Raw genomic sequence first — 23,160 nt, 5'->3', positions numbered from 1 at the left:
TTTCCGCACAACCAAATTCTATCAAACTCATCGTGAATTACGGCTTCTTCTGCCATTCTGAAAGCTTTGCAAACGGCGAAACGGGCTGCTCATCACCATCGTCGCCCCCGAAAACCTTCGGCTCACTCTCGTCAGTCAGCCCCGGCTTGCGGGGATATGGATCAATCGCGAGATCGAAGAATTCCTCCGCAATCGCACCGACATCGATCTTATCACCGACAAAGACTTCCGGACTGTCCGCACCTTCCGCATCGAGCAGCATTTCACCGCTTTCATCAAGCTGAATCCGAGCGAGCCGCGAATTTTCCGGCACGAAGATCGTATCAACCTCTTCAGCGACGCTGTTGGTCAGCGGCTCCAGTGTCACGACGCAGGATTGAACGATTTCCGCATCGATGCGACCGCGCACCCGGATACCGTCCTTTTTCCAAGGCGTAATCAGAAACTCTGCGGCAAAGGCATTCACGGCCTCAAGCCCATGGTCTGCCGCAAGCGCTGCGCGCTCCTTCTCATCCGTGCCTATTTTCACCGTTACGCCTTTTTGCGGCAGGTGAAGAACCGGAACAGGATAGGTGAGCGCCGGTTTGTCAGTCATTCTCATTGGCCTTTTCAGCATTGTTTTTTGGCGCAAAGTCCATCTTTGACGCGCATCTTGTTCCGAAAACCGTTTCACACTTTTCGGGATGCGCTCTCATCTGCATCCATATAGGAAATGTCGCCTGCCGCCAAAGCATCGTCTGCAATTTTTTGCAGGCGGTCGCGGCATCCGAAAACATATTCACTTAAATGGTGGGCATGTGGCCAGAATTCGAGGTCCGGGCGGATATTTCGCGTGAGTGCCGCAGCCAGCGCGTCGGCATCATTTGCATCCAGCGCCTCACCATAAGCCGCAACGCGCCCATAGAACATGCGCGCAAGCTTCTTCATACGCTTCGGCACCCCCTGATCGCCGATGCCGAGTTCGCGCAGCGAATGGTCGACATCCTTGAAAAACTCGTCCGCAATTTCCTGCGCCAGATCGGCAAGCGCCTTGTTTCCTCCCCTCATGCGGTGCAGGGCGAGAAAAATATGCAGCGAAAGCATTTCATAGCGGCCAAGCGGCGTATCAGGCACCTGAAATTGTGCATAAAACCGCTTTTGCCGCGCCGCCGCCACGATCACCTCGTAAACGCGAAGCATAATTGCCTCGTTTGCTTTCGATTTGCGGCGGAATAGTTGGAGAATCATGTCCGTACGACCGTTCCAGTTGCATAAATTAGCAAGGTGGTTTACCGAAGTTCACCCGACGGCGAAAGTGCCGCGCTGATCTAGAATGTATGGAGAGGTCTTTGTTGCAGCGATTTTTTCCAAGTGTACGCAAGCAGCGTACTCTTCTCGCCGGCACGGCAATTCTCGTCTCAGTGGCTCTTGCCGGATGTAACACTGCATCCACGCTCAATCCATCCGAAACGCTGACAGAGGGTTACGTGCTCGATCAGGGTGCGCTTGATTCGGTTCCTGTCGGCTCCAGCCGCGAGCAGGTGCTTCTGGCACTCGGTACGCCGTCCACCACCGCGACCTTCGACAATGAAGTGTTCTATTACATTTCTCAGAAGCGTTATCGCGCTGCGCAGTTCATGAAGCCGAAGATCGTTGAGCGGCAGATTCTCGCCATCTATTTCGACAAGGACGGCAAGGTCGAGCACATCGCCAATTACGGCCTGAAGGACGGCAAGCTGTTCGACTTCGTGTCGCGCACCACGCCGACAGGCGGCAAGGACCAGACCTTCCTCGGCCAGATCATTCAGGGCGTTTCCAAGGCCCCGACATCGTTGCCCGGCGCTGCAGGCGGCCCCAGCAACTGATCTGGATAATATCTTCAAAACAGAAAACCCGCCTTTACGGCGGGTTTTCTTTTTCAAGCGTTCATTCCATCAAGACATATGCGCCAGCACAGCCAACAGAAGAAGGGCTACGATGTTGGTGATCTTGATCGCCGGATTGACAGCCGGTCCGGCTGTATCCTTGTAAGGATCGCCCACCGTATCGCCTGTCACCGATGCCTTGTGCGCTTCTGAACCTTTCAGGTGCTTAACGCCATCGGCGTCCGTAAACCCGTCTTCGAAGCTCTTCTTGGCATTGTCCCATGCGCCACCGCCGGACGTCATGGAAATCGCCACAAACAGGCCGTTGATGATGACACCGAGAAGCGATGCGCCGAGTGCTGCAAAGGCCGCAGCCTTCGAGCCAGAGATAAGCAACACGCCGAAATAAACGACTATCGGCGCCAGCACAGGTAAAAGCGATGGAATAATCATTTCACGAATGGCCGCTCTGGTCAGAAGATCGACCGCACGGGCGTAATCCGGGCGTTCCTTGCCGGTCATGATCCCCGGCTTTTCGCGGAACTGGCGGCGTACTTCCTGCACGACCGCGCCCCCGGCCCGGCCCACGGCCGTCATCGCCATGCCACCGAACAGATAAGGGATCAGGCCACCGAAGATCAGACCCGCAACCACATAAGGGTTGGAGAGATCGAAGGAGACAGGTCCCATATCTGCAAAATAGGGATAGGTCTGCCCGTTGGCGGCAAAATAGGCCAGATCGTTGGAATAAGCCGCAAACAGCACCAGTGCACCGAGACCCGCCGAGCCGATGGCATAGCCCTTGGTGACGGCCTTGGTCGTATTGCCGACGGCGTCAAGCGCATCGGTAGCCTTGCGGACTTCCGGGTCGAGACCGGCCATTTCCGCGATGCCGCCCGCATTGTCCGTAACCGGTCCAAATGCATCAAGCGCTACGATCATGCCCGCAATGCCAAGCATGGCAGTGACGGCAATAGCCGTACCGAACAGGCCTGCGAGCTGATAGGTCGAGATAATGCCACCTACGATCACGATTGCCGGCAGCGCGGTCGATTCAAGTGAAACCGCCAGTCCCTGAATGACATTCGTGCCGTGGCCGGTGACGGAAGCCTGCGCGATGGAATTCACCGGGCGCTTGTTGGTACCGGTATAATATTCCGTAATCACGACGATCAGACCGGTCACTATCAGACCGATCAGACCACATATGAAGAGATTGGTGCCGGTAATGCTTTTTCCGGCCACGGTTCCGATTTCACCCCAGCCGATGGTCAATGTATTGGCAATGGCAAGACCGACAATGGAAAGCAGGCCTGTTGCGATCAGCCCCTTGTACAGAGCACCCATAATGGAGCCATCGACGCTGAGCTTGACGAAGAAAGTACCCACGATCGACGTAATCACGCAGGCCCCGCAGATCATCAGCGGATAGAGCATGACACTCGGCAGGACGTCCGATCCGTTGAAGAAGATTGCGCCGAGAACCATGGTAGCAACGACCGTCACTGCGTAAGTTTCGAACAGGTCAGCGGCCATGCCCGCACAATCACCGACATTGTCGCCGACATTGTCTGCAATCGTCGCAGGATTGCGCGGGTCATCCTCGGGAATACCTGCTTCTACCTTGCCGACAAGATCGCCGCCGACATCTGCGCCCTTGGTGAAGATGCCGCCGCCAAGACGCGCAAAGATCGAGATCAGCGAAGCGCCGAAGCCGAGCGACACCAGCGCATCGATAACGGTGCGGTCAGAGGGCGAGTAACCAAGCCAGACGGTGAGAATGAAATAGTAGACGGAGACGCCGAGCAGCGCGAGCCCTGCTACCAGAAGGCCAGTGATGGCCCCGGACTTGAAGGCCAGCTCTAGCCCTCCGGCGAGGCTGAGCGAAGCCGCCTGCGCAGTGCGCACATTGGCGCGAACCGAAACGTGCATTCCGATGAAACCGGTGACGCCCGACAAAACCGCACCAATCAGAAAGCCGATTGCGGCACTGATCGACAACAGATACCAAGCTGCCAGAAAGACCACGACGCCGACGATGGCAATTGTTGAATATTGTCTTGTGAGATAGGCTGAGGCACCCTCGCGGATGGCTTCAGCAATTTCCTGCATGCGCTGCGTCCCCTGATCGGCTGCAAGAACCGAACGGATCGCCCATATGGCGAAAAGAACGGAAACTACGCCGCAGGCAATGACGAGAACTAAGACTGCCACTCCCATTTGCATAAAGGCCAACTCCCATTGAGCGCATCCCGAAAAGTGTGAAACGATTTTCGGGAAAGATGCGCGGCCAATCAGACAATTGGAACGCCGATCTGTTGCAAACAGATCGAAACGCGCTCCACAGCTCGCGCCAGCTACCGTCAGACCGCGAGCCGCGATTGTCGGCAGGCAAATGCGCAGGATAGGCCCGAAAACCCCTCCCCGGACCCGATTGAGCGGCATGGAAGTGCCTGAAGCCAATACAAGATACCGGGCTTCTTCGGTATATTCACGTCTGGAACTTACGCCTAAAGCGGATCGCGATCTTTCAGATTCGCTCTCAGCGCTTTATGTCTCTGATTTTAGGCCTGTCGTTCCCGCAAAACCGCTACGCACTTTTGCGCGACATGCCTGAGAAATCAATCAATTGGCGCGATTCCTTGCATTTCAGCATTCTCAATGCCGCATGTCCAACATGCGAAACGGTTTAACAAACGTCAAGTCGTTCTTTGCCAGCGTACAATGAAAGAAGGGCTGCGATTTCTCACAGCCCTTCTTTCATCATTATTGTCGGGGAAGCCGGATCAGCGTGGTTTCACGCCGCGGCTCTCGCCACGAATGACAAACGCCAGGCGATCAAGCACGGCATTGACCAGCTTCGGCTCTTCTTCCGTGTAGAACGCCTTGGCGATATCGACATATTCGGACACGATCACAGCCGTTGGCACGTCTTTGCGCGTCTGCAATTCCCATGCGCCCGCACGGAGAATGGCGCGCAGGGTCGAATCGAGACGCGACAATGGCCAGTCTTCAGTCAGCGCCTGATGGATCATCGGATCGAGCTTAAGCTGTTCATCGACGACACCGGCCACGATCGCGCGGAACCATTGTGGATCGGCATCGAGATACTGAGTGCCATCCACTTCCTTGCCGAGACGGAACGCTTCGTACTCAGCCACCACTTCCAGAACACCGGTCCCGGCGACATCCATCTGATAGAGTGCCTGGACTGCGGCAAGACGGGCAACGCCGCGCTTGTTCGCCGTGCGTGGAAGATTAGGGGTCGGTCGGCCTTCGGTAGAAGAAGTCATGGTAATCAGACTCCGAACTTCTTGCGCAGGTCGATCATGGTCAGGGCGGCACGAGCGGCAAAACCACCCTTGTCCTTGTCTTCACGGCGAGCGCGAACCCACGCCTGCTCTTCGTTTTCGACGGTCAGAATGCCATTGCCGATAGCGATGCTTTCCTCGACCGCAAGATCGGTGAGCGCACGGCAGGATTCATTGGACACGATATCGAAATGATAGGTCTCGCCACGGATAACCGTGCCGAGCGCGACAAAGCCGTCATATTCCTTGCCGCCATTGTCTTCGCCATCGAGTGCGAAAGAAATGACCGCCGGAACTTCCAGTGCACCTGGAACCGTCACGACATCATAGGTCGCCCCTGCTTCATCCAAGGCTGCCTTTGCGCCATCCAGAAGCGCGTCAGCGAGATCATCGTAGAAACGCGCTTCAACAATAAGCAAATGCGGCGCATGCGCCTCGTGCTTGGACATAAGAGACTCCATGACAAATTTTGCGGACCGCAACGATTGCGGTCAACGCTCAAAATCGGGAAATGCTGTTACAGCTTTAGAGTTCTAGGCTCTAAGCCTATTTCTGATATTGCGCAAGCCTTGCTGCGTATCGTGCCAGCTGGTCAATCTCGATATTTACCTTGTCACCCGCTTTTCGCTCTCCCCAGGTCGTGACTTCAAGCGAGTGGCGGATGAGGAGCACATCAAACTCGTTTCCGTTGACGCCATTGACCGTCAGCGACGTTCCATCGAGGGCCACCGAACCCTTCTGGGCGATAAATGGAGCCAGTTCTTCCGGCGCGCGCAGGGTGAAGCGCACTGCATCACCTTCTTCCTTGCGCTCGACGATTTCAGCCTGTCCGTCGACATGCCCCGAAACGAGATGACCGCCCATTTCGTCACCAAGTTTCAACGAACGCTCCAGATTGATGTTTCGTCCGCTCTGCCATTTGGAGATCGTGGTCAGGCGCAGCGCCTCTTCCCACGCCTCAACCTCGAACCAGCGGGCATTCGTGCCCTTTTCCGGAAGCGCCACGACCGTGAGGCACACGCCAGAACAGGCAATCGATGCGCCAAGCTCGATCGTTTCAGGATCATAGGCAGTTTCGATACGCAGAAGAACGCCTTCATTCAGCGGCTTGATCCGGTCAACCTTGCCGATATCGGTGATAATGCCTGTAAACATCAATTCTTCCTTACATATTCCGCATAGGCATCGTCACCATAGCGAGCCTGCTTCAGAATTTTGAATTCGTCTGCGATATGGGTTTCTAGCCCGTCAACGGCAACCCCAAGTTCTGAGCCAATTTCAATCGGTGAACGGAAGATGGCAAGCCGATCTACAAGCCCTTCTCCGAGAAAGCTTTTGGCAACGCCTGCTCCACCTTCAACGAGAACCGAGGAAATACCTTGCGCCGCGAGATCGTCCATCAGTTCAGGCAAGGCAATGCGGCAGTCATGGGCTTCGGTTGCGAGGATGCGGCAACCGGTGGCCTTCAACTCATAACGCCGTTCCGGCGATACCTCCTCACCACAGGCAACCCACAAGGGTTGGGCATCGGCTGTCTGCACAAGTTTTGAGGAAAGGGGCAGACGCAGCCCGCTATCGAGCACGACGCGAACAGGCGAACGCTGTTCCAGCCCCGGCAGGCGGCAGTTCAAAACGGGATCATCAGCCAGCGCGGTTTCGATACCAATGAGGATCACATCGGTCTGGGCGCGCAGAATATGCGACTGCGCACGTGCAATCGGTCCCGTTATCGAGACCTGCCCTTCGCCCCGGCGTCCGATCATGCCATCGGCAGAAAGCGCAAGTTTCAGAATCACTTCCGGGCGCTTCTTCGCAGATCGATTCAGATAACCTGCAAGATCATCGGCAGCCTGTTCGGCGAGAATGCCCGGCACAACCTCAATTCCTGCCTCGCGCAGTATGGCAAACCCTTTTCCGCTGACCCGGTCGTCCGGATCCGTCGCGGCAACCACGACACGCGCTACCCCTGCCCGCACCAGCGCTTCCGCACAAGGCGGCGTGCGTCCGTGATGCGCGCACGGCTCCAGCGTCACATAGGCCGTTGCACCACGTGCCGCTTCTCCCGCGTCGGCTAGTGCCTGCGGCTCGGCATGGGGCCTGCCGCCCAATGCAGTGACACCGCGCCCGACGATGACGCCATCCTTGACGAGGATCGTACCAACAGAGGGATTGGTGGCGGTTAGCCCCTTGTGGCGACGAGCATAGCGGATCGCCGCTTCCATGAAGCGGACGTCATCCGCAGTTGCGTTCGAAGGCGGAAACTTGCTGCCACTCATGCCTAGGAGTCCAGATCGTCCTCGGTTTCAGCGACTGTCAGTTCGTCGATGACATTGTGGAAATCAACGGCCTTGCTGAAATTACGATAGACCGATGCGAAGCGGATATAAGCAATGTCGTCAATGCCTTTCAGCGCATCCATGGCCAAACGCCCGATTTCGTCGGATGTCACCTCCGCCTCGCCCGAACTTTCAAGCTGGCGGACAATGCCGGAAATGGCGCGCTCAACCCGGTCATTATCGACGTCGCGCTTGCGCAGCGCCACTTCGATGGATCGTGTGAGCTTGTCGCGATCGAAAGGAACCCGACGCCCGCTTTTCTTCACGACCATCAGGTCACGCAACTGTACGCGCTCAAAGGTCGTGAAGCGACCTCCGCACACCGAGCAGACACGACGCCGGCGAATGACGGCACCATCTTCCGCCGGACGGGAATCCTTCACTTGCGTATCTTCAGACTGGCAATAGGGACAACGCATGGAACACTTTCGATTTCAATATCGGCAATTTCAATTCCGGCAAGTTTGCACTGGCGACGAATGGCTCCTATGTGGGGATACCCCCATCCAAAACTCAAGAGCTTTGCCATCGACGGCCGATTCCCGGTCATCATAGCTCATAAGCGGCAAGCTACCTACCGGATGCGACAATGAAAAAGCCCCGCTCAACAGAGTTGAACGGGGCTTCATTTCAATCATGGAGACGGGCTTAACCCTGATAGCCATACATCGGGAAACGGTCGGTCAGGGCGATAACCTTTTCCTTCACGGCCTGTTCGACAGCGGCATTGCCTTCGTCGGAATTGGCAACCTTGAGACCATCGAGAACTTCGGCAATCAGCGAACCGATTTCCTTGAATTCAGCAGCACCAAAGCCGCGGGTCGTGCCTGCTGGCGTGCCAAGACGGACGCCGGACGTGACAAACGGCTTTTCAGGATCGAACGGAATGCCGTTCTTGTTGCAGGTGATGTTGGCGCGGCCAAGAGCAGCTTCTGCACGCTTGCCGGTTGCGTTCTTCGGACGCAGATCGACCAGCATCAGGTGATTGTCGGTGCCGCCCGAAACGATATCCAGGCCATTCGACTTCAGCTCTTCGGCCAGAGCGCGGGCATTGTCCACGACGTTCTTGGCATAGAGCTTGAACTCCGGCTTCAGCGCTTCGGCGAAGGCAACGGCCTTACCGGCGATGACATGCATCAGCGGACCGCCCTGAAGACCCGGGAACACAGCCGAATTAATCTTCTTGGCAATGTCGGCGTCGTTGGTCAGAATCATGCCGCCGCGTGGACCGCGAAGCGACTTGTGCGTCGTCGTGGTGCAGACATGCGCATGCGGAACCGGCGAAGGATGAACACCACCGGCAACGAGGCCGGCGATATGCGCCATATCGACCATGAGATAGGCACCGACTTCATCGGCGATCTCGCGGAAACGCTTCCAGTCCCAGACGCGCGAGTAAGCGGTACCGCCTGCGAGGATGAGCTTCGGCTTGTTTTCACGTGCCAGACGGGCAACTTCGTCCATGTCGAGCAGATGGTCGTCCTGGCGAACGCCATAGGACACGACATTGAACCACTTGCCGGACATGTTGACCGGCGAACCGTGGGTAAGGTGACCACCCGAATTGAGATCGAGGCCCATGAACGTGTCGCCCGGCTGAAGCAACGCGAGGAACACGGCCTGGTTCATCTGACTGCCGGAGTTCGGCTGAACGTTGGCGAACTCGGCGCCAAAGAGCTTCTTGGCGCGTTCGATGGCCAGCTCTTCAACAACGTCGACATACTGGCAGCCGCCGTAATAGCGCTTGCCCGGATAGCCTTCGGCATATTTGTTGGTGAGGATGGAACCCTGCGCTTCGAGAACAGCGCGCGAAACGATGTTTTCAGAGGCAATCAGCTCGATTTCATGACGCTGACGACCGAGTTCGTTGCGAATTGCACCGAAAATCTCGGAATCTATGTCCTCGAGGCTTGCATTGAAGAAAACGTCGGACGACGCATTCTTGGCGGCGGCGTTGGCTTGAGACATGTTTCACACCCTCCGGGTTAGCCGGTAAAAGCTATATGGATGAGGCGCATTATCACACTTGGAAGCACAAGGCCAATGGCCGCAAAGCGAAAAGCTTATTCCAAAATGCGGCAAACCGATTTGATAATTCAGCGGAGACGAAAAAGCCGTCCGAAACGGGTCCGGACGGCTTCGAAAACTCAAACTCAAGATAAGAATCAGGTGTCGGTGCCGAGTGCGAGTTCGGTCGCGCCATCCATCTTGTAGATGTCATCGCGGAACTGCACCACACCGTCGCCAGTGGACCAGGCGGAAATGTAGACAAAGTGCAGCGGAACCGGATCGGCAAGCTGGATCGGGGTGTTCGTGCCGGACTTGATCGTGCTTTCGATGTTCTGGCGGTCCCAGCCAGCAGTGTTTTTCAACAGCCAGACGTCGAGATCGCGCACGTTCTGGACGCGGACGCAGCCCGACGAGTCGAAACGCATGAGCTTGTTGAAGTAGCTCTTCTGCGGCGTGTCGTGCATATAGACCGCATACTGGTTGTGGAAATTGATCTTGGTCGAGGACATGGCGTTGATCTTGCCGGGGTCCTGACGAAACATCAGCTTCACCGCATCGTCCGTATTCCAGTCGATGCTTTCCGGCGCCACTTCCTGACCGGACTGGTCGTAAAGACGAATCTTGTTCTTCGCCAGATATTGCGGGTCTTTCCGCATCAGCGGAATGATGTCCTTCTGGATGATCGACTTCGGCGCGGTCCAGTAAGGATTGAGAATGACTTCGTGAATCTTCGAATTGAGGATCGGCGTCTGACGATCAATCTTGCCGACAACCGCCGTGTGGCGCTGCACCACGCTGCCGCCTTCAACGGCCTCGATGCGCGCGGCCGGGATGTTGACCATGACAAAACGCTGTTCCTGCATACCCTGATTGGCCAGAGGCGAAAGGCGTTGCAGATTGGTCTGGAGCTGTCCGAGGCGCGTATTGGCGTCCACATTCATGGCAGCATAAGTAAACTGCCCCATGACGCCATCGGCAGGCAAGCCGTGACGGGACTGGAAGCGCTTTACGGCAGCATCGACATAGGTGTCGAAAGAGCTGGAAAGCCCCGCTTCCTGCGGCAGGTCGCCGGAGATCATGAGACGCTTGCGCAGTGCCTGCACAGACTGGTCGGTGGCGCCGATCTGGAGCTTTGCATTGCCCGGAACGCTCGGCCAGCCGCCGCGACCGGCAATGTCGGTATATTGCGCGATAGCAGTCTGGAGATAGCCGACCGTCTGCGAGCTCAAAACCGGCTGGTTGGTCGCAACTCGCTGGCCACCCGTCGCACGGGCGTCGAACTGGTCAGCCCAGTTGCCGCGGCGTGACGATCCGATAACGTCGGTCAAAGCTTGTTGAGCGTAAGCCGAGGAAACCATGGCGGAGGCTGCCACGGAAAGGCCGGCGGTTGCCGCGCCGCGCAGGAAACTGCGGCGATCTACTCTGAAAGCATCGGCTGGTCTGTCGGTCTTGGTCATTTTGCTTAGTCCCAAAAGGCTAACCGCTCGCGCGGAATCTTCCCAGAGAATATCAGCAATAGGTCAACAAGGCGATATCCGGATTGCAAGCAATGCAAAGCTGCTCGCTTATCCGAAATTCGATTTCGAGCCTATTCCTGACTGAAGGTGGCACAATATTGCCCGTGCCGTTTTAAAACGCTTATGTCGTTTTTTATGGCTTAATCATGTCGCATGGCCGGAATTTCAAGCCATGCGCCTTACGATTGGCAGCTTCACAGTACCTTATTCTTCTCAATGACAGCCTGTTGTGACAGTTCTGCAACTACTTAGAGCCGATATGCGATGCTGTCGTTCCAGAAGCGGTCGAGACGCTGCAGCGACTTGTTCATCGCCGTGAATTCTTCGACCTGAATGCCGCCGACCTGCTCGATCGAGGAGATATGGCGTTCGTAGAGCGAAGCCACCTGATCGGCAATCGCATTGCCCTTGTCTGTCAGGCTGACGCGTACCGAACGACGGTCGACGCGCGAACGCTGATGATGGATGAAGCCCATTTCGACCAGCTTCTTCAGATTGTATGAAACATTGGAGCCGAGATAGTAACCGCGCGAGCGCAGTTCACCGGCGGTCAGTTCGGAATTGCCGATATTGAAGAGCAGAAGCGCCTGCGTCGCATTGATGTCGCTCTGGCCATTGCGGTCGAACTCATCCTTGACGACGTCTAGCAGGCGACGATGCAGGCGCTCGACCAGCTGGAGAGCCTCCAGATAAAGCGAACGAAGTGCAGTTTCCGGTGTCGTGAGCGGAGCGGATATGTCCGTCTTACGCTGTGCGTTGATCATTTCTTTTGCCTCTCTGTCGGAGCCACATTTCATGAAACCATGATGCAGCTCTCTGTCCTGTTTTATGCGGTGTATTGTTCTCACCGTGTCTTGAGAGGAATTTAGGGGAGATGCATAAAATTCGACTTAAAAGTCAGCCTTAACAGTAACTTACCGGAGAGATTGCGCATTCAGGCTTAATGTTTGCTTACTCCGCGCCGTTTTTGAGGCTTGATCCGGATGCATGGTTTCAGTGCAAGAATCCCGGTTTTCCAGGCATTGGAACCGCGTGCCACATTAAACTTTCGTCATTTGAGAAGTAGCCGGATAATGACTAGATACCAGCCATCAACAATCCATTGGAGGGACCATGGCGCTTCGTCTTGCCCATTATTTCGTGGTTGGCGGGCTGTTAAGCTTTACCGGCTTTACGAGTTTCGCTCACGCGGAACCGGTTACCGCAGCTCCACAGATGACGATGTATAAAGACCCTTACTGCGGTTGCTGCGAGGGCTGGGCTGAACATATGAAAGCCGCTGGCTTCAATGTCACAGTGAAGGTCGAGGAAGCGATGGATACCGTAAAGGCAAAGTATGGCGTCGGTGCCAATCTTGCCTCATGCCACACGGCAGTCGTGGATGGATATGTCATCGAGGGGCATGTTCCAGCCGGTGCGGTCAAGCGACTGCTGGCTGAACGTCCGCAGGCTACGGGACTGACGGCACCCGGTATGCCGATGGGATCACCCGGCATGGAAATGCCAGGCAGCAAAGCCGATACCTATGATGTTCTGCTTTTCAAAGGCCAGATGACGAAGCCATTTGCCCGCTATGAAGGGACACAAGCGCTATAAAAGCTAGATCGGCAGGTTCGCACGGGCCTGCCGCCTCTTCTCGAAGAAGAGCAGAATGCGAAAAGCGATGAAAATGACGATACAAGCCGCGTTGAACCCCACAGTCAGCGGCTTGTATTCGAAATGTCGCGAAAAAACGGAATAAATGGCAATTTCGCCGAGCGCTGCCACAAACCAGAGCACAGGCCCCCACGGTGCGCGCATCCACAGCCCCGTCGCGGCAACGGGCATCAGCACCGCCAGAGCCACAACCGCTGTCTGCCACGGCCATGGCATGAGATCGAAACGCCAAAGAAGCCCCGGGTGAATCCCGATCAGCCTGATCCAGTAGAAAACGCCGCTGGCCAGCGCCACAAGAGCGAGTATCCGAACGAACCATGTGAAGGCCCATTCGGTTCCGCTCGGCTGGGTATGCTGGCGCAGCTCGTTCATATGCATCAAAAGGTCAGTTCCTTGTCACCCAGATTTGCAAAATAGGCATTGACCTGTTCAGGCTTCACTTCATCGAGCGTTGCCGGTTTCCACGCGGGCGCACCGTCCTTGTCTATAAGCAATGCGCGAACGCCCTCATAGAAATCGTGCGCTTCCAGCATGCGGTTGGCAATGCGGTATTCCATGCGCATGCAATCATCGAGATCGAGCGGGCGACCATCTGCAATCTGGCGGAAAGTCACCGCGACACTCGTTGGCGAGCGGGTGGCGATCACCTTCACGATGTCCATCGCAGCCTTGTTGCCCGCTTGCGCTTCTTTTTCCAGAGCAGCCATGCAATCGCCAAACGTCGCGCCTGAAAAACATTCAGCGATGATCTGGCGCGTTTCGATAGAGGTTTCAAAATCGGGATACTGGCTGCGCGTCAGTGCCGCGTCGATGTCGGCGGTTGCGATGATGTCTTCGCGCAAATCATGCAGATCGCTTGCAGCTACGCCGTGTGTTGCAATCCCGCTTTGCAGGCAGTCGCCCCAGCGAATGCGGTTACCGGTCAACGCCAGATAATATCCGAAATTGTCGTGAAGATGGGGCAGGAAAGCACTGCCGCCGACATCCGGGAAGAAGCCGATGCCGGTTTCCGGCATGGCAAACATGGTGTTTTCCGTCACGATGCGATGCGAACCGTGAACGGAAATACCCGCACCGCCGCCCATGACAATCCCGTTAATAAGCGAGATATAGGGCTTTGGGAAACGGCCAATACGTGCATTGAGCCGATATTCGTCGCGGAAGAATTCGTAGGCAGGCGTTCCGGCCTGACCGGCCTTGTAGGCAGCAACGACATCGCCGCCCGCACAGAATGCACGCCCCTCGCCTTCCAGAATCACGCAGGCCACTTCAGGATCGTCTTCCCAAGCCTGCAAGGCGCGGTCGAGCGCCAAAATCATTTTATGCGTGAGCGCATTGAGAGCTTCGGTTCGCGTAAGCTTCACAAGCCCCGCTTTTCCCTTGCGTTCAAAGCTGATTTCGCTGCCACCGCCGAAGTCAATCTGCATATCCTGTCTCCCGTTCCATCAAATGGGTAGAAAGTGAGACGCCCCGCGTCAATCCTGCACAGGTCAATGTTCTTGGTTTCATCACTTTTCCCATGATAAACGGTGCGCATCCGATGCTAGTGGATTGAATTTGACGTTTGATACCCGTCCGATATTAATCCCGTTTCAAACGTCAAATTCGAAAAATCCACTAGATACATAAAGTTACTAGTGGTCTTTTTGATTCCGACATTTGCTCAGCGCTTATATCCGAGGGATGCAAATGTCTGAATCAGACCACTAGCCTTGAGACTTCATATTCCAAGGCGTCAATTCTCGGGAATAGTTTCATGACTGATCGCCAATCCAAATATCTGCCCACCAATATCAGCCAGCATGTCGATGACGTTACCGGCAGCAGACGTCTGCGCCGCATGCGCAAGGCCGACTGGTCGCGCAGGCTGGTACAGGAAACCCGGCTGACGGTCGATGACCTCATCCTGCCGTTCTTCCTGACCTACGGAACCGGCGTGGCGGAGCCCGTGGACGCAATGCCCGGTGTTGAACGTCTTTCGGTCGATATGGCTGTTCGCATGGCGGAAAAAGCCGCCAAGCTTGGCATTCCTGCCATCGCCCCCTTCCCGCGCGAAAAGCTGGAAGTGAAGACCGAGGACGGCGCCTTTGTCGCAAGCCCGGACAATCTGATCAATCGCGCCGTGCGCGCAATCAAAAAGGAAGTGCCTGAAATCGGCATCATCACCGATGCGGCGCTCGATCCCTTTACCACGCATGGCCATGACGGCATCCTGCGGAACGGCGAGATCGTCAACGACGAATCGGTTGCCATGGTGGTTCGCGGTGCTCTTTCGCAGGCTGAAGCCGGTGCGGATATCATCGCGCCTTCCGATATGATGGACGGTCGCGTCGGGGCTGTGCGTCAGGCGCTGGACGAACATGGGTTCTGTCACCTGCCGATCATGTCCTATGCCACCAAATTCGCCTCGGCCTTCTATGGCCCTTATCGCGATGCCATCGGCACGCAGGGACTGCTCAAAGGCGACAAGAAAACCTATTATCTTGATCCGGCCAATCCGGAGGAAGCCGTGCGCGAGGCCGAGCAGGATGTTGCCGAAGGCGCGGATATGTTGATGGTCAAGCCAGGCCTGCCCTATCTCGATATCATCCATCGCCTGAAAAGCGAGTTCCGCCTGCCCACCTATGCCTATCAGGTGTCGGGCGAGTACGCGATGATCAAGGCTGCTGGCATCAATGGCTGGATCGACGAAGAAAAAGTGATGATGGAAAGCCTTCTGGCGTTCAAGCGTGCCGGTTGTGACGGAATTCTTACTTACTTCGCAATCGAAGTGGCTGAAAAGCTTAAACAGCAAGGCTAAACGGCGGGTCCTTTCGGCGGGAAATCTTCAAATTTCCTTGAAACCGCCGGTTTTGGTTCCCATGTTGATGCCTGTTCCGCTGAGGTAGCGGGACAGCGCCGGTTGTCACACTCCCCCGGACGCTTCCTTGGAAACGACTGGAAGGAAAAATGTCCGACCATATTCTGCACGGCGAAGTCATGGGACCGCGTTATGAAAGCCGCGCATTCTTTGAAGGCGTGCGCACGCGCCGCATTATGGCTTTTCTTATCGATTACCTGATTGTCTTTCTGCTCTGCATTCCGGCAGCAATCGTTATTGCGATCCTCGGAATCATTACGCTGAGCCTCGGCTGGATGCTTTACGGCATCATGTTTCCCATGGTCGCGCTGTTTTATGTAGCCCGCACTCTGGGCGGACCGCAGCAGGCCACCAAGGGCATGCAGATGATGAACATCAAGCTCGTCCGGCTCGAAGGCAGCACGGTCGATCCGATGCTCGCTATCGTTCACACAGTCCTGTTCTGGGGTCTCAATGTGGTGCTGACGCCGCTGATCCTGCTCGCTTCGCTGGTTCTCGACCGCAAGCGCACGGTGCACGATCTTCTGCTTGGCACGGCTGTCATTCGTTCAGATCGATAAGCCTATAGAGCTGGATCGACGCATCCGTTTTCCGAAAATCGATTCCGAATTTCGGGTTGATGCTTCAGATCAAAAAAATTCAGAGCCGGCTGCGCAAAATGCCTATTGACGTTTTGTGCCGTCGGCTCAATCCTTAGAGACAGTATCGTGATGGTTTTGCCAGAGCATTTCCAGCAAAAGTGCGAAGCGGTTTTGCGTAGGAAAATGCGTCAAAGCGAGTAAATTAAGCCATTTCGTGGATATTGAATGACCCATCAACCGCAACAGTCTCCGCAGTTCTTTCTGACAGCTCCTTCGCCCTGCCCTTATCTTGAGGGTCAGATGGAGCGAAAAGTCTTTACGCATCTGGTCGGCGACAAAGCGAACGAGATCAACGATCTTCTGACCCAAGGCGGTTTCCGCCGTTCCCAGAACATTGCCTATCGTCCGGCCTGCGAATTGTGCAGGGCATGCATATCCGTTCGCATCCTGGCCGGAGAGTTCAAGATGACGCGCAACATGCGCCGCGTCTGGACACAGAATAATGACCTGATCGGGCGCGTGCACAAGGCACAGCCCAGCACCGAACAATATGCGCTTTTCCGCGATTATCTCGATGCACGCCACCGTTCCGGCGGCATGTCGGACATGACGGTCCTCGACTATGCAATGATGATCGAGGATACGCATGTGAATACGCAGATCATCGAATATCGCAAGCGCGGCCCGGAAAGCTTCATCAGTGCCAAGGGCGACGGTGAGCTGATCGCTGTAGCACTCACCGATGTTATGGCCGATGGCCTGTCGATGGTCTATTCGTTCTTCTCACCGCATATGCATGACCGGTCGCTTGGAACCTACATGATCCTCGATCATATCCAGCGCGCCCATGCCGCCGGTCTGCCGCATGTCTATCTCGGCTATTGGGTCGAGGGATCACGCAAGATGCAGTATAAAATCCGCTTCACTCCGCAGGAGCATCTGGGGCCCCGCGGCTGGCAGCGGTTTGAGGGTTAGACATAAAAAGCGGCGAAAGCCGCTTTTTTATTGAGCCGTTTGCGCAGTATCTGAATCAAAAAGCGGCAGGCCGTGGCGAAAATGGTGATTTCGAGAACCGGAGCGCAGCGTACATAAAGGTACGTGAGTACCGGAAGCACAGAAATTGCCATCTGCAGACCGGCATGGCGACTTTTGGATCAGGCACTTAGAACTTGCCTGAACGCGGAAAGCCCTTCGGCACCAGACGGCCCGCAGAGGCGCGCGCGCCGATCCACTCGACAAGCTCTTCCTTGTTGCGGTTGAAAGTGCGCTCTGCGGAATCCTGCCAGGAAAGCCCCTCGGCAATCGCAAAGGTGCGGACGTCGGACACACCGCCATCCTTGTACTTCTGCAGGCGCACGCCCTTGCCGCGTGTCATTTCCGGAATATCGGAAAGCGGGAAGACCACCATCTTGCGATTCTCGCCCACGACAGCAATGTGATCGCCGGAAACGCGCTGGCACAGTTTTGCCTCGTCCGGTGTCTTGACGTTCATCACCTGCTTACCCTTGCGGGTGTTGGCGACCGCCTCATTCTCGGGAACAATGAAACCGTTACCTTCATGGCTGACGAGCAGCAATTTCGCGGATGGATCATGCACGAAGGCGGTCAGAATATCCTGATCGTTTTCCATATCGACGAGAATGCGGATCGGCTCGCCATGGCCGCGACCGCCCGGCAGCGTGTTTGCGCCGATGGTGAAGAACTTGCCGCCCGTCGTGAAGAACAGAAGCTTGTCCGTCGTCTCGGCATGGAAAGCGAGCTTGAGCTTGTCACCTTCCTTGAAAGCGAGCGTGGAGAAGTCGGCCAGATGCCCCTTCATCGCGCGCAGCCAGCCCTTTTCCGACACAACAATCGTGACCGGCTCGCGCTCGATCATCGCCTGATGAATATCTTCCAGATCATGGGTCGGTGCATCAGCAAAGGTCGTACGACGTGCGCCGAGCTTGGTCTTCGGACCAAACTTTTCGCGCACCGACTTGATTTCGGCGCTGATCTTCTTCCATTGGCGCGTACCGGAAGCGAGCAGACCTTCGAGGTCTGTCTTCTCGACGGTAAGGTCATCGAACTCCTTGCGGATTTCGAATTCCTCAAGCTTGCGCAATGAACGCAGGCGCATATTGAGGATCGACTCGGCCTGAACATCGGTCAGCTCGAAGGTCCGCATCAGGTCCTGCTTCGGCTCATCCTCCTCGCGGATGATGCGGATCACCTCATCCAGATTAAGATAAGCGATCAGGAAGCCGCCAAGGATTTCCAGGCGTCTTTCGATTTCCGCCAGACGGAATTGGGAACGGCGGACAAGCACTTCCTTGCGATGATCGAGCCATTCGCGCAGAACGCTGCCCAGCGACAGGACATTCGGCACCTTGCCATGCGACAGCACGTTCATGTTCAGCGATACGCGGCTTTCCAGCTCGGTTAGCTTGAACAGCGATTCCATCAGCAATTCAGGATCGACCGTCCGGTTCTTCGGCTCCAGAACGATACGAATGTCTTCCGCCGACTCGTCGCGAATGTCGTCGAGCAATGGCAGCTTCTTTGCCAGCAGCAGCTCGGCGATCTTTTCGATCAGTCGCGATTTCTGCACCTGATAGGGAATTTCGGTGACGACGATCACCCAGGTGCCGCGATTGCCCTCTTCCTTCTCCCAGCGGGCACGAACGCGAAATGCGCCGCGGCCCGTGCGATAAGCATCGAGAATATTATCGTGTGCTTCGACAAGGATGCCGCCCGTCGGAAAATCCGGGCCACGCACCTTGCACTTCAGAAGAGCAGCCGGATCAGTCTCGGCTTCGCGCTTCAGTTCTTCCCACTGTTCCGGCGAGGTAACAAGTTCCTCCACCGGCGCGTCGGGATGATTGATGAGATAGAGCGCCGACGAGCAAAGCTCCGCCACATTATGCGGCGGAATATTGGTCGCCATGCCAACCGCGATGCCTGCCGAACCGTTTGCGAGCAGGTTCGGGAAGGCGCCCGGAAGAACGATCGGCTCCTCGTCCTCTTCATTATAGGTCGGGCGGAAATCAATGGCGTTTTCGTTGATGCCTTCCAGCAGCAGCGTCGCCACTTCCGTCATGCGTGCTTCTGTGTAGCGCATGGCGGCAGCGTTATCGCCGTCGATATTGCCGAAGTTGCCCTGCCCGTCCACGAGCGGATAACGCACCGCGAAATCCTGTGCCAGGCGCACCAGCGCATCGTAGATCGACGCATCGCCGTGCGGATGGAACTTACCCATCACGTCGCCGACGATACGGGCGCACTTTGCATAGGCCTGATCGGGATTGAGACGCAGCAGACGCATAGCGTGCATGATGCGGCGATGCACCGGCTTCAGGCCGTCGCGCACGTCCGGCAGCGCACGATGCATGATCGTCGACAGCGCATAAGCGAGGTAACGTTCCTCGAGAGCCGATTTGAGATCGACCCGCTCGATGTGTTCTTCGCCGTCATCCGGCGGAATCAGACTTTTTCCCATGTCTCTCAGTACCAACTGCGCGATTCGCCAGCAAGAGTTCAGGAGAACCAATCCAGTACATTCATGTGCAATAGTCGCAATCCTGCCGCCATTTGTGTCCTATAGAGCTATCAGGGGTGAATTTCCCCGGCTGCAATCGCAGGCTGAGGAAATCATGTTGTTATTGCGAGTGATTTCCGCCTATGAATGCCGCGCTACATTAAAGATCAGGCAGGAGCTTCGAATGCAGGTTTTCGTCAACATCAAGCCAGCGGCACGTATTTTGGCGGCCGGAACAGCGCTTTCGCTGATTTTCGGCAGCGCGGCCATGGCGGCAGACGCCAATGCGGTCGCCGAGCGCATCAAGACGCTCTACGCAAAACAGGGTGGCGAGCTGAGCTTCGCCAATGTTCAGGCGAATGGCTCCGACATCGTGCTTCAGGGCACCAAGATCAAGCTGCCGACAGTCGGTGAAAAGGAAACCGCCCTTGGCGACGTGACGCTCCAGAACGTTCAGGATACACCGGACGGCGGCTACAGCATCGAACAGGTTACAGTGCCCGATCTTGCTTTTGCCGGTCAGGAAGACAAGAACGACAAGGCCGAGATCAAGGGCTTTGCCATGCAGAACGTGCAGATTCCGTCGGAAACGGCCAAGGGCCCGCTCGACAGCATCGTCATGTATGACAAGCTGAAGATCGACGAAATCCAGTTCGGCACGCCCGGCACGGATGGTGCGACGGTGAAGGGTTTCGACCTGTCGCTCGACACCTCCAACAAGGCCGAGAAGATCGGCTATGTCTGGACCATCGCCAATATCGATGCGACCTTTGAAAAGGACGGCAAGAACCCGCTTGCGCCGCTTGACATGAACACGTTCAACGGTTCGCTGAACTCCAAGGGCAGCTGGTCGCCATCTTCTGGTGACACTTCGCTGGACCAGCTTGAGCTTCAGGCAGCGGAACTCGGCAAGATCAACATCACCGGCAGCCTCGGCGGATATGATCTGGCTTTTCTCGAAGCCGTCCAGAAGACACAGGAAAATATGAGCAAGGCCGATGCAGACAAGGACGCTGCCGGTCTCGCCATTCTGGGTCTGGCAGAACAGCTGAACCTCAAGAATCTGTCCATCCGCTTCGACAATGAAACCCTGACCCAGAAGATTCTCGACTATTACGGCAAGCAACAGGGCGCCGATGGCAAGCAGCTTGGCGAACAGATGAAGATGATGGTTCCGCTGATGGCAACACAGCTCAAGAACCCTGAGTTTGCCCAGCAGCTCAAGGCCGCATCCGACAAGTTCTTCGATGATCCGAAGTCGCTGACCATCAGCGCATCGCCGGATCAGCCGGTGACCTTTGCTTCGATCGTTGCCACGGCATCGCTGGATCCGACGAAGATCATCCAGCTTCTGAAAGTCAGCGTCGACGCTAACAACTAAAATGAAAAAGCCCGGTGAGTTTTCTCACCGGGCTTTTCTTCACCTAGAGCATTTCCTGTTTTGATTGGATCATTGGAAATGCTCTATCTGCTTGTTTTTACGCATGTCTTTATCCCGAAACCGGTTCCCACTTTCGGGAGACATGCTCTAATAAAAAACCCGGCTCTAGGCCGGGTTTTTTTATTCCATCGTGTGCTTTTAGCTCTTCTGTACGGGAGCCAGACGGATATGCAGATCGCGCAGCTGCGCGGGCGACACATCCGAAGGCGCGTTCATCAGAAGATCGAGCGCCTGCTGGTTCATCGGGAACAGCGAGATTTCGCGCAAGTTCTTCGCGCCGACCAGAAGCATGATGACGCGGTCGATACCCGCCGCCATGCCGCCATGCGGAGGTGCACCGTACTGGAACGCACGATAGAGACCGCCGAAACGTTCTTCCACATCCTGCTGGCTGAGACCGACCTTTTCAAATGCCTTGACCATGACGTCCGGCAGCTGGTTACGGATCGAACCGGAAGCGATTTCAAAGCCGTTGCAGACGAGATCGTACTGGTAAGCCTTGATCGCAAGTGGGTCCTGGTTTTCCAGCGCGTCCATACCACCCTGCGGCATGGAGAACGGGTTGTGTGCGAAGTCGAGCTTCTTGTTGTCCTCGTCCCATTCGTAGAACGGGAAGTCGATGATCCAGGCCAGTTCAAAACGATCGCGATCAACGAGGTTCAGCTCTTCACCAGCGCGCGTGCGGGCATCGCCTGCGAACTTGTAGAACTTGGACGGCAGACCGGCAACGAAGAAGCAGGCATCGCCGTCTTCCAGACCCATCTGCGTGCGGATCGCTTCCGTGCGCTCTTCACCGATGTTCTTGGCAATCGGGCCTGCACCTTCGAGCTTGTCGCCTTCCTTGCGCCAGAAGATATAGCCGAGACCCGGCTGGCCTTCGCTCTGCGCCCAGGAGTTCATGCGGTCGCAGAATGCTCTGGAGCCGCCAGTCTTGGCCGGAATGGCCCAGACTTCGACCTTCGGATCGTTGGCGATCATGTTCGCGAAGACCTTGAAGCCCGAACCGGCGAAATGATCGGTCACAGCCTGCATTTCAATCGGGTTGCGCAGATCAGGCTTGTCCGAACCATAGGTGCGGATCGCATCATCATAAGCGATGCGGCGGAACTGCTGCGTCACCGGCTTGCCTTCGGCAAACTCTTCGAAGATGCCGCGCATGACAGGTTCCATCGTTTCCCAGACTTCTTCCTGGGTCACGAAGCTCATTTCGAGGTCGAGCTGGTAGAATTCGCCCGGCAGGCGGTCTGCACGCGGATCTTCATCGCGGAAGCACGGCGCGATCTGGAAGTAGCGGTCGAAACCGGCAACCATCAAAAGCTGCTTGTACTGCTGCGGCGCCTGCGGCAGCGCATAGAACTTGCCTTCGTGAATACGGCTCGGCACGAGGAAGTCGCGCGCACCTTCCGGCGACGAGGCCGTCAGGATCGGCGTGGTGAACTCGTTGAAGCCGATTTCGGTCATGCGGCGACGCATCGCAGCAATGATCTTGGTGCGGCTCATGATGTTCTTGTGCAGCGTTTCACGGCGCAGATCGAGGAAACGGTACTTCAGGCGGATATCTTCCGGGTAGTCCGGCTCGCCGAATACAGGCAGCGGCAATTCCTTGGCAGCCGCCAGCACTTCGATTTCGGTTGCGAAGATCTCGACTTCGCCGGTCGGCAGATTCGTATTGACCGCATCGTCTGCGCGGGCCTTCACTTCACCATCGACACGGATAACCCATTCGCCACGAACGGTTTCAGCAACCTTGAAGGCGGGCGAATCGGGATCGGCCACGATCTGGGTAATGCCGTAATGATCGCGAAGATCGATGAAGAGAATGCCGCCATGGTCACGGACGCGGTGAACCCATCCGGAAAGGCGAACGTTCGAACCAACGTCCGTCTTGCGAAGGGCTGCGCAGGTATGGCTGCGGTAACGGTGCATGATTTCTGCCTTTGGAATGATAAGTCAGTACTAACTGACGAAACGCTTTAAATTCTCGCGGAAAAGCGCATTTTGACCGGGTTTTGTCAAGTCTGCACTCCCTACGGGTTTTGGTGTTAAACCACCTTGACGTAACGTGTCGACAAAAAACACTATGAGCACGC

Annotated in this window: 21 protein-coding genes; 6 read left to right on the top strand and 15 right to left on the bottom strand. The window is 56.1% G+C overall.

Going from position 1 to position 23,160, the window contains the following annotated elements; translation table 11 throughout:
- Positions 1–37 precede the first annotated feature (37 nt).
- Positions 38–595, bottom strand: coding sequence for a YceD family protein (locus tag F9K94_RS00670; RefSeq protein ID WP_151643050.1), 558 nt, complete (start codon positions 593–595; stop codon positions 38–40).
- A 74-nt stretch (positions 596–669) separates the two neighbouring features.
- On the bottom strand, positions 670–1,227 hold the full coding sequence (locus F9K94_RS00665; RefSeq protein ID WP_061347384.1) for a ubiquinol-cytochrome C chaperone family protein: 558 nt from the start codon (positions 1,225–1,227) through the stop codon (positions 670–672).
- Positions 1,228–1,328: 101 nt separating this feature from the next.
- Between F9K94_RS00665 and F9K94_RS00660 the strand changes: the two genes are divergently transcribed.
- Positions 1,329–1,844 carry an outer membrane protein assembly factor BamE gene (locus tag F9K94_RS00660; RefSeq protein ID WP_061347383.1) on the top strand — a complete coding sequence of 172 codons (516 nt, stop codon included), beginning with the start codon at positions 1,329–1,331 and terminating at the stop codon, positions 1,842–1,844.
- A gap of 69 nt (positions 1,845–1,913) precedes the next feature.
- Here F9K94_RS00660 and F9K94_RS00655 read toward each other — a convergent pair whose 3' ends face one another.
- From F9K94_RS00655 to ldtR, 9 genes are all read right to left on the bottom strand, one after another.
- Positions 1,914–4,070 carry a sodium-translocating pyrophosphatase gene (locus tag F9K94_RS00655; protein ID WP_151643047.1) on the bottom strand — a complete coding sequence of 719 codons (2,157 nt, stop codon included), beginning with the start codon at positions 4,068–4,070 and terminating at the stop codon, positions 1,914–1,916.
- Positions 4,071–4,630: 560 nt separating this feature from the next.
- Complete coding sequence (nusB, locus tag F9K94_RS00650; RefSeq protein ID WP_061347381.1) at positions 4,631–5,137, bottom strand: transcription antitermination factor NusB; 507 nt, start codon at positions 5,135–5,137, stop codon at positions 4,631–4,633.
- 5 nt (positions 5,138–5,142) lie between these two features.
- The gene (locus F9K94_RS00645; protein WP_061347380.1) at positions 5,143–5,604 is read right to left on the bottom strand and encodes a 6,7-dimethyl-8-ribityllumazine synthase; all 462 of its coding nucleotides are present in this window, start codon (positions 5,602–5,604) and stop codon (positions 5,143–5,145) included.
- Between the two features lie 97 nt (positions 5,605–5,701).
- A complete protein-coding gene (locus tag F9K94_RS00640; RefSeq protein ID WP_010661092.1) occupies positions 5,702–6,310 on the bottom strand; it encodes a riboflavin synthase in 609 nt (202 codons plus the stop codon).
- Entirely contained in the window at positions 6,310–7,431 is a 1,122-nt protein-coding gene (gene ribD, locus F9K94_RS00635; protein WP_151643045.1) for a bifunctional diaminohydroxyphosphoribosylaminopyrimidine deaminase/5-amino-6-(5-phosphoribosylamino)uracil reductase RibD, read from the bottom strand. The genes F9K94_RS00640 and ribD overlap by 1 nt, the downstream gene beginning before the upstream one ends.
- A gap of 2 nt (positions 7,432–7,433) precedes the next feature.
- Positions 7,434–7,910 carry a transcriptional regulator NrdR gene (gene nrdR, locus F9K94_RS00630; protein ID WP_061347378.1) on the bottom strand — a complete coding sequence of 159 codons (477 nt, stop codon included), beginning with the start codon at positions 7,908–7,910 and terminating at the stop codon, positions 7,434–7,436.
- A 229-nt stretch (positions 7,911–8,139) separates the two neighbouring features.
- Positions 8,140–9,459 carry a serine hydroxymethyltransferase gene (gene glyA, locus F9K94_RS00625; protein ID WP_151554774.1) on the bottom strand — a complete coding sequence of 440 codons (1,320 nt, stop codon included), beginning with the start codon at positions 9,457–9,459 and terminating at the stop codon, positions 8,140–8,142.
- A 197-nt stretch (positions 9,460–9,656) separates the two neighbouring features.
- Positions 9,657–10,958 carry a L,D-transpeptidase family protein gene (locus F9K94_RS00620; RefSeq protein ID WP_061347376.1) on the bottom strand — a complete coding sequence of 434 codons (1,302 nt, stop codon included), beginning with the start codon at positions 10,956–10,958 and terminating at the stop codon, positions 9,657–9,659.
- Between the two features lie 308 nt (positions 10,959–11,266).
- Positions 11,267–11,782: a transcriptional regulator LdtR gene (gene ldtR, locus F9K94_RS00615; protein WP_010661087.1), complete on the bottom strand. Its 516-nt coding sequence runs from the start codon at positions 11,780–11,782 to the stop codon at positions 11,267–11,269.
- 349 nt (positions 11,783–12,131) lie between these two features.
- Here ldtR and F9K94_RS00610 point away from each other — a divergent pair, with 349 nt between their 5' ends.
- A complete protein-coding gene (locus tag F9K94_RS00610) occupies positions 12,132–12,614 on the top strand; it encodes a DUF411 domain-containing protein (protein WP_061347375.1) in 483 nt (160 codons plus the stop codon).
- A gap of 3 nt (positions 12,615–12,617) precedes the next feature.
- Here the strand turns inward: F9K94_RS00610 and F9K94_RS00605 are convergent, their stop codons facing one another.
- Both F9K94_RS00605 and F9K94_RS00600 read right to left on the bottom strand, forming a co-directional pair.
- A complete protein-coding gene (locus F9K94_RS00605) occupies positions 12,618–13,052 on the bottom strand; it encodes a DUF6163 family protein (RefSeq protein WP_061347374.1) in 435 nt (144 codons plus the stop codon).
- On the bottom strand, positions 13,052–14,101 hold the full coding sequence (locus F9K94_RS00600; protein ID WP_151643043.1) for an enoyl-CoA hydratase/isomerase family protein: 1,050 nt from the start codon (positions 14,099–14,101) through the stop codon (positions 13,052–13,054). The genes F9K94_RS00605 and F9K94_RS00600 overlap by 1 nt, the downstream gene beginning before the upstream one ends.
- Before the next feature lie 329 nt (positions 14,102–14,430).
- Between F9K94_RS00600 and hemB the strand changes: the two genes are divergently transcribed.
- From hemB to F9K94_RS00580, 3 genes are all read left to right on the top strand, one after another.
- The gene (gene hemB, locus F9K94_RS00595; protein ID WP_151643041.1) at positions 14,431–15,474 is read left to right on the top strand and encodes a porphobilinogen synthase; all 1,044 of its coding nucleotides are present in this window, start codon (positions 14,431–14,433) and stop codon (positions 15,472–15,474) included.
- A gap of 149 nt (positions 15,475–15,623) precedes the next feature.
- Positions 15,624–16,094 (top strand): RDD family protein, encoded by a 471-nt coding sequence (locus F9K94_RS00590; RefSeq protein ID WP_151643039.1) that lies wholly within the window; start codon positions 15,624–15,626, stop codon positions 16,092–16,094.
- 246 nt (positions 16,095–16,340) lie between these two features.
- Positions 16,341–17,090, top strand: coding sequence for an arginyltransferase (locus tag F9K94_RS00580; protein ID WP_012092346.1), 750 nt, complete (start codon positions 16,341–16,343; stop codon positions 17,088–17,090).
- 187 nt (positions 17,091–17,277) lie between these two features.
- On the opposite strand, the gene F9K94_RS00570 is transcribed toward F9K94_RS00580, so the two are convergent.
- Positions 17,278–19,590, bottom strand: a complete 2,313-nt coding sequence (locus tag F9K94_RS00570; RefSeq protein WP_151643035.1) for a DNA topoisomerase IV subunit A — start codon at positions 19,588–19,590, stop codon at positions 17,278–17,280.
- A gap of 223 nt (positions 19,591–19,813) precedes the next feature.
- Between F9K94_RS00570 and F9K94_RS00565 the strand changes: the two genes are divergently transcribed.
- Positions 19,814–21,010, top strand: coding sequence for a hypothetical protein (locus F9K94_RS00565; protein ID WP_151643033.1), 1,197 nt, complete (start codon positions 19,814–19,816; stop codon positions 21,008–21,010).
- Between the two features lie 198 nt (positions 21,011–21,208).
- Here F9K94_RS00565 and aspS read toward each other — a convergent pair whose 3' ends face one another.
- Positions 21,209–22,996: an aspartate--tRNA ligase gene (gene aspS / locus F9K94_RS00560; RefSeq protein WP_061347368.1), complete on the bottom strand. Its 1,788-nt coding sequence runs from the start codon at positions 22,994–22,996 to the stop codon at positions 21,209–21,211.
- Positions 22,997–23,160 lie beyond the last annotated feature (164 nt).

Origin of the sequence: Brucella tritici (assembly GCF_008932285.1) — a bacterium.
Taxonomy (GTDB): domain Bacteria; phylum Pseudomonadota; class Alphaproteobacteria; order Rhizobiales; family Rhizobiaceae; genus Brucella; species Brucella tritici.
This window is presented reverse-complemented; position numbering and strand designations above follow the sequence as displayed.

Bases quoted from the DNA above. Each gene is read 5' to 3' on its own strand.
- hemB (WP_151643041.1), top strand. From the start codon at position 14,431: ATGACTGATCGCCAATCCAAATATCTGCCCACCAATATCAGCCAGCAT.
- F9K94_RS00590 (WP_151643039.1), top strand. From the start codon at position 15,624: ATGTCCGACCATATTCTGCACGGCGAAGTCATGGGACCGCGTTATGAA.
- F9K94_RS00600 (WP_151643043.1), bottom strand. From the start codon at position 14,101: ATGCAGATTGACTTCGGCGGTGGCAGCGAAATCAGCTTTGAACGCAAG.
- F9K94_RS00655 (WP_151643047.1), bottom strand. From the start codon at position 4,070: ATGCAAATGGGAGTGGCAGTCTTAGTTCTCGTCATTGCCTGCGGCGTA.
- ldtR (WP_010661087.1), bottom strand. From the start codon at position 11,782: ATGATCAACGCACAGCGTAAGACGGACATATCCGCTCCGCTCACGACA.
- F9K94_RS00640 (WP_010661092.1), bottom strand. From the start codon at position 6,310: ATGTTTACAGGCATTATCACCGATATCGGCAAGGTTGACCGGATCAAG.
- aspS (WP_061347368.1), bottom strand. From the start codon at position 22,996: ATGCACCGTTACCGCAGCCATACCTGCGCAGCCCTTCGCAAGACGGAC.
- F9K94_RS00620 (WP_061347376.1), bottom strand. From the start codon at position 10,958: ATGACCAAGACCGACAGACCAGCCGATGCTTTCAGAGTAGATCGCCGC.
- F9K94_RS00610 (WP_061347375.1), top strand. From the start codon at position 12,132: ATGGCGCTTCGTCTTGCCCATTATTTCGTGGTTGGCGGGCTGTTAAGC.
- F9K94_RS00570 (WP_151643035.1), bottom strand. From the start codon at position 19,590: ATGGGAAAAAGTCTGATTCCGCCGGATGACGGCGAAGAACACATCGAG.
- ribD (WP_151643045.1), bottom strand. From the start codon at position 7,431: ATGAGTGGCAGCAAGTTTCCGCCTTCGAACGCAACTGCGGATGACGTC.
- F9K94_RS00580 (WP_012092346.1), top strand. From the start codon at position 16,341: ATGACCCATCAACCGCAACAGTCTCCGCAGTTCTTTCTGACAGCTCCT.
- F9K94_RS00565 (WP_151643033.1), top strand. From the start codon at position 19,814: ATGCAGGTTTTCGTCAACATCAAGCCAGCGGCACGTATTTTGGCGGCC.
- F9K94_RS00645 (WP_061347380.1), bottom strand. From the start codon at position 5,604: ATGTCCAAGCACGAGGCGCATGCGCCGCATTTGCTTATTGTTGAAGCG.
- F9K94_RS00605 (WP_061347374.1), bottom strand. From the start codon at position 13,052: ATGCATATGAACGAGCTGCGCCAGCATACCCAGCCGAGCGGAACCGAA.
- nrdR (WP_061347378.1), bottom strand. From the start codon at position 7,910: ATGCGTTGTCCCTATTGCCAGTCTGAAGATACGCAAGTGAAGGATTCC.
- nusB (WP_061347381.1), bottom strand. From the start codon at position 5,137: ATGACTTCTTCTACCGAAGGCCGACCGACCCCTAATCTTCCACGCACG.
- F9K94_RS00665 (WP_061347384.1), bottom strand. From the start codon at position 1,227: ATGATTCTCCAACTATTCCGCCGCAAATCGAAAGCAAACGAGGCAATT.
- F9K94_RS00670 (WP_151643050.1), bottom strand. From the start codon at position 595: ATGACTGACAAACCGGCGCTCACCTATCCTGTTCCGGTTCTTCACCTG.
- glyA (WP_151554774.1), bottom strand. From the start codon at position 9,459: ATGTCTCAAGCCAACGCCGCCGCCAAGAATGCGTCGTCCGACGTTTTC.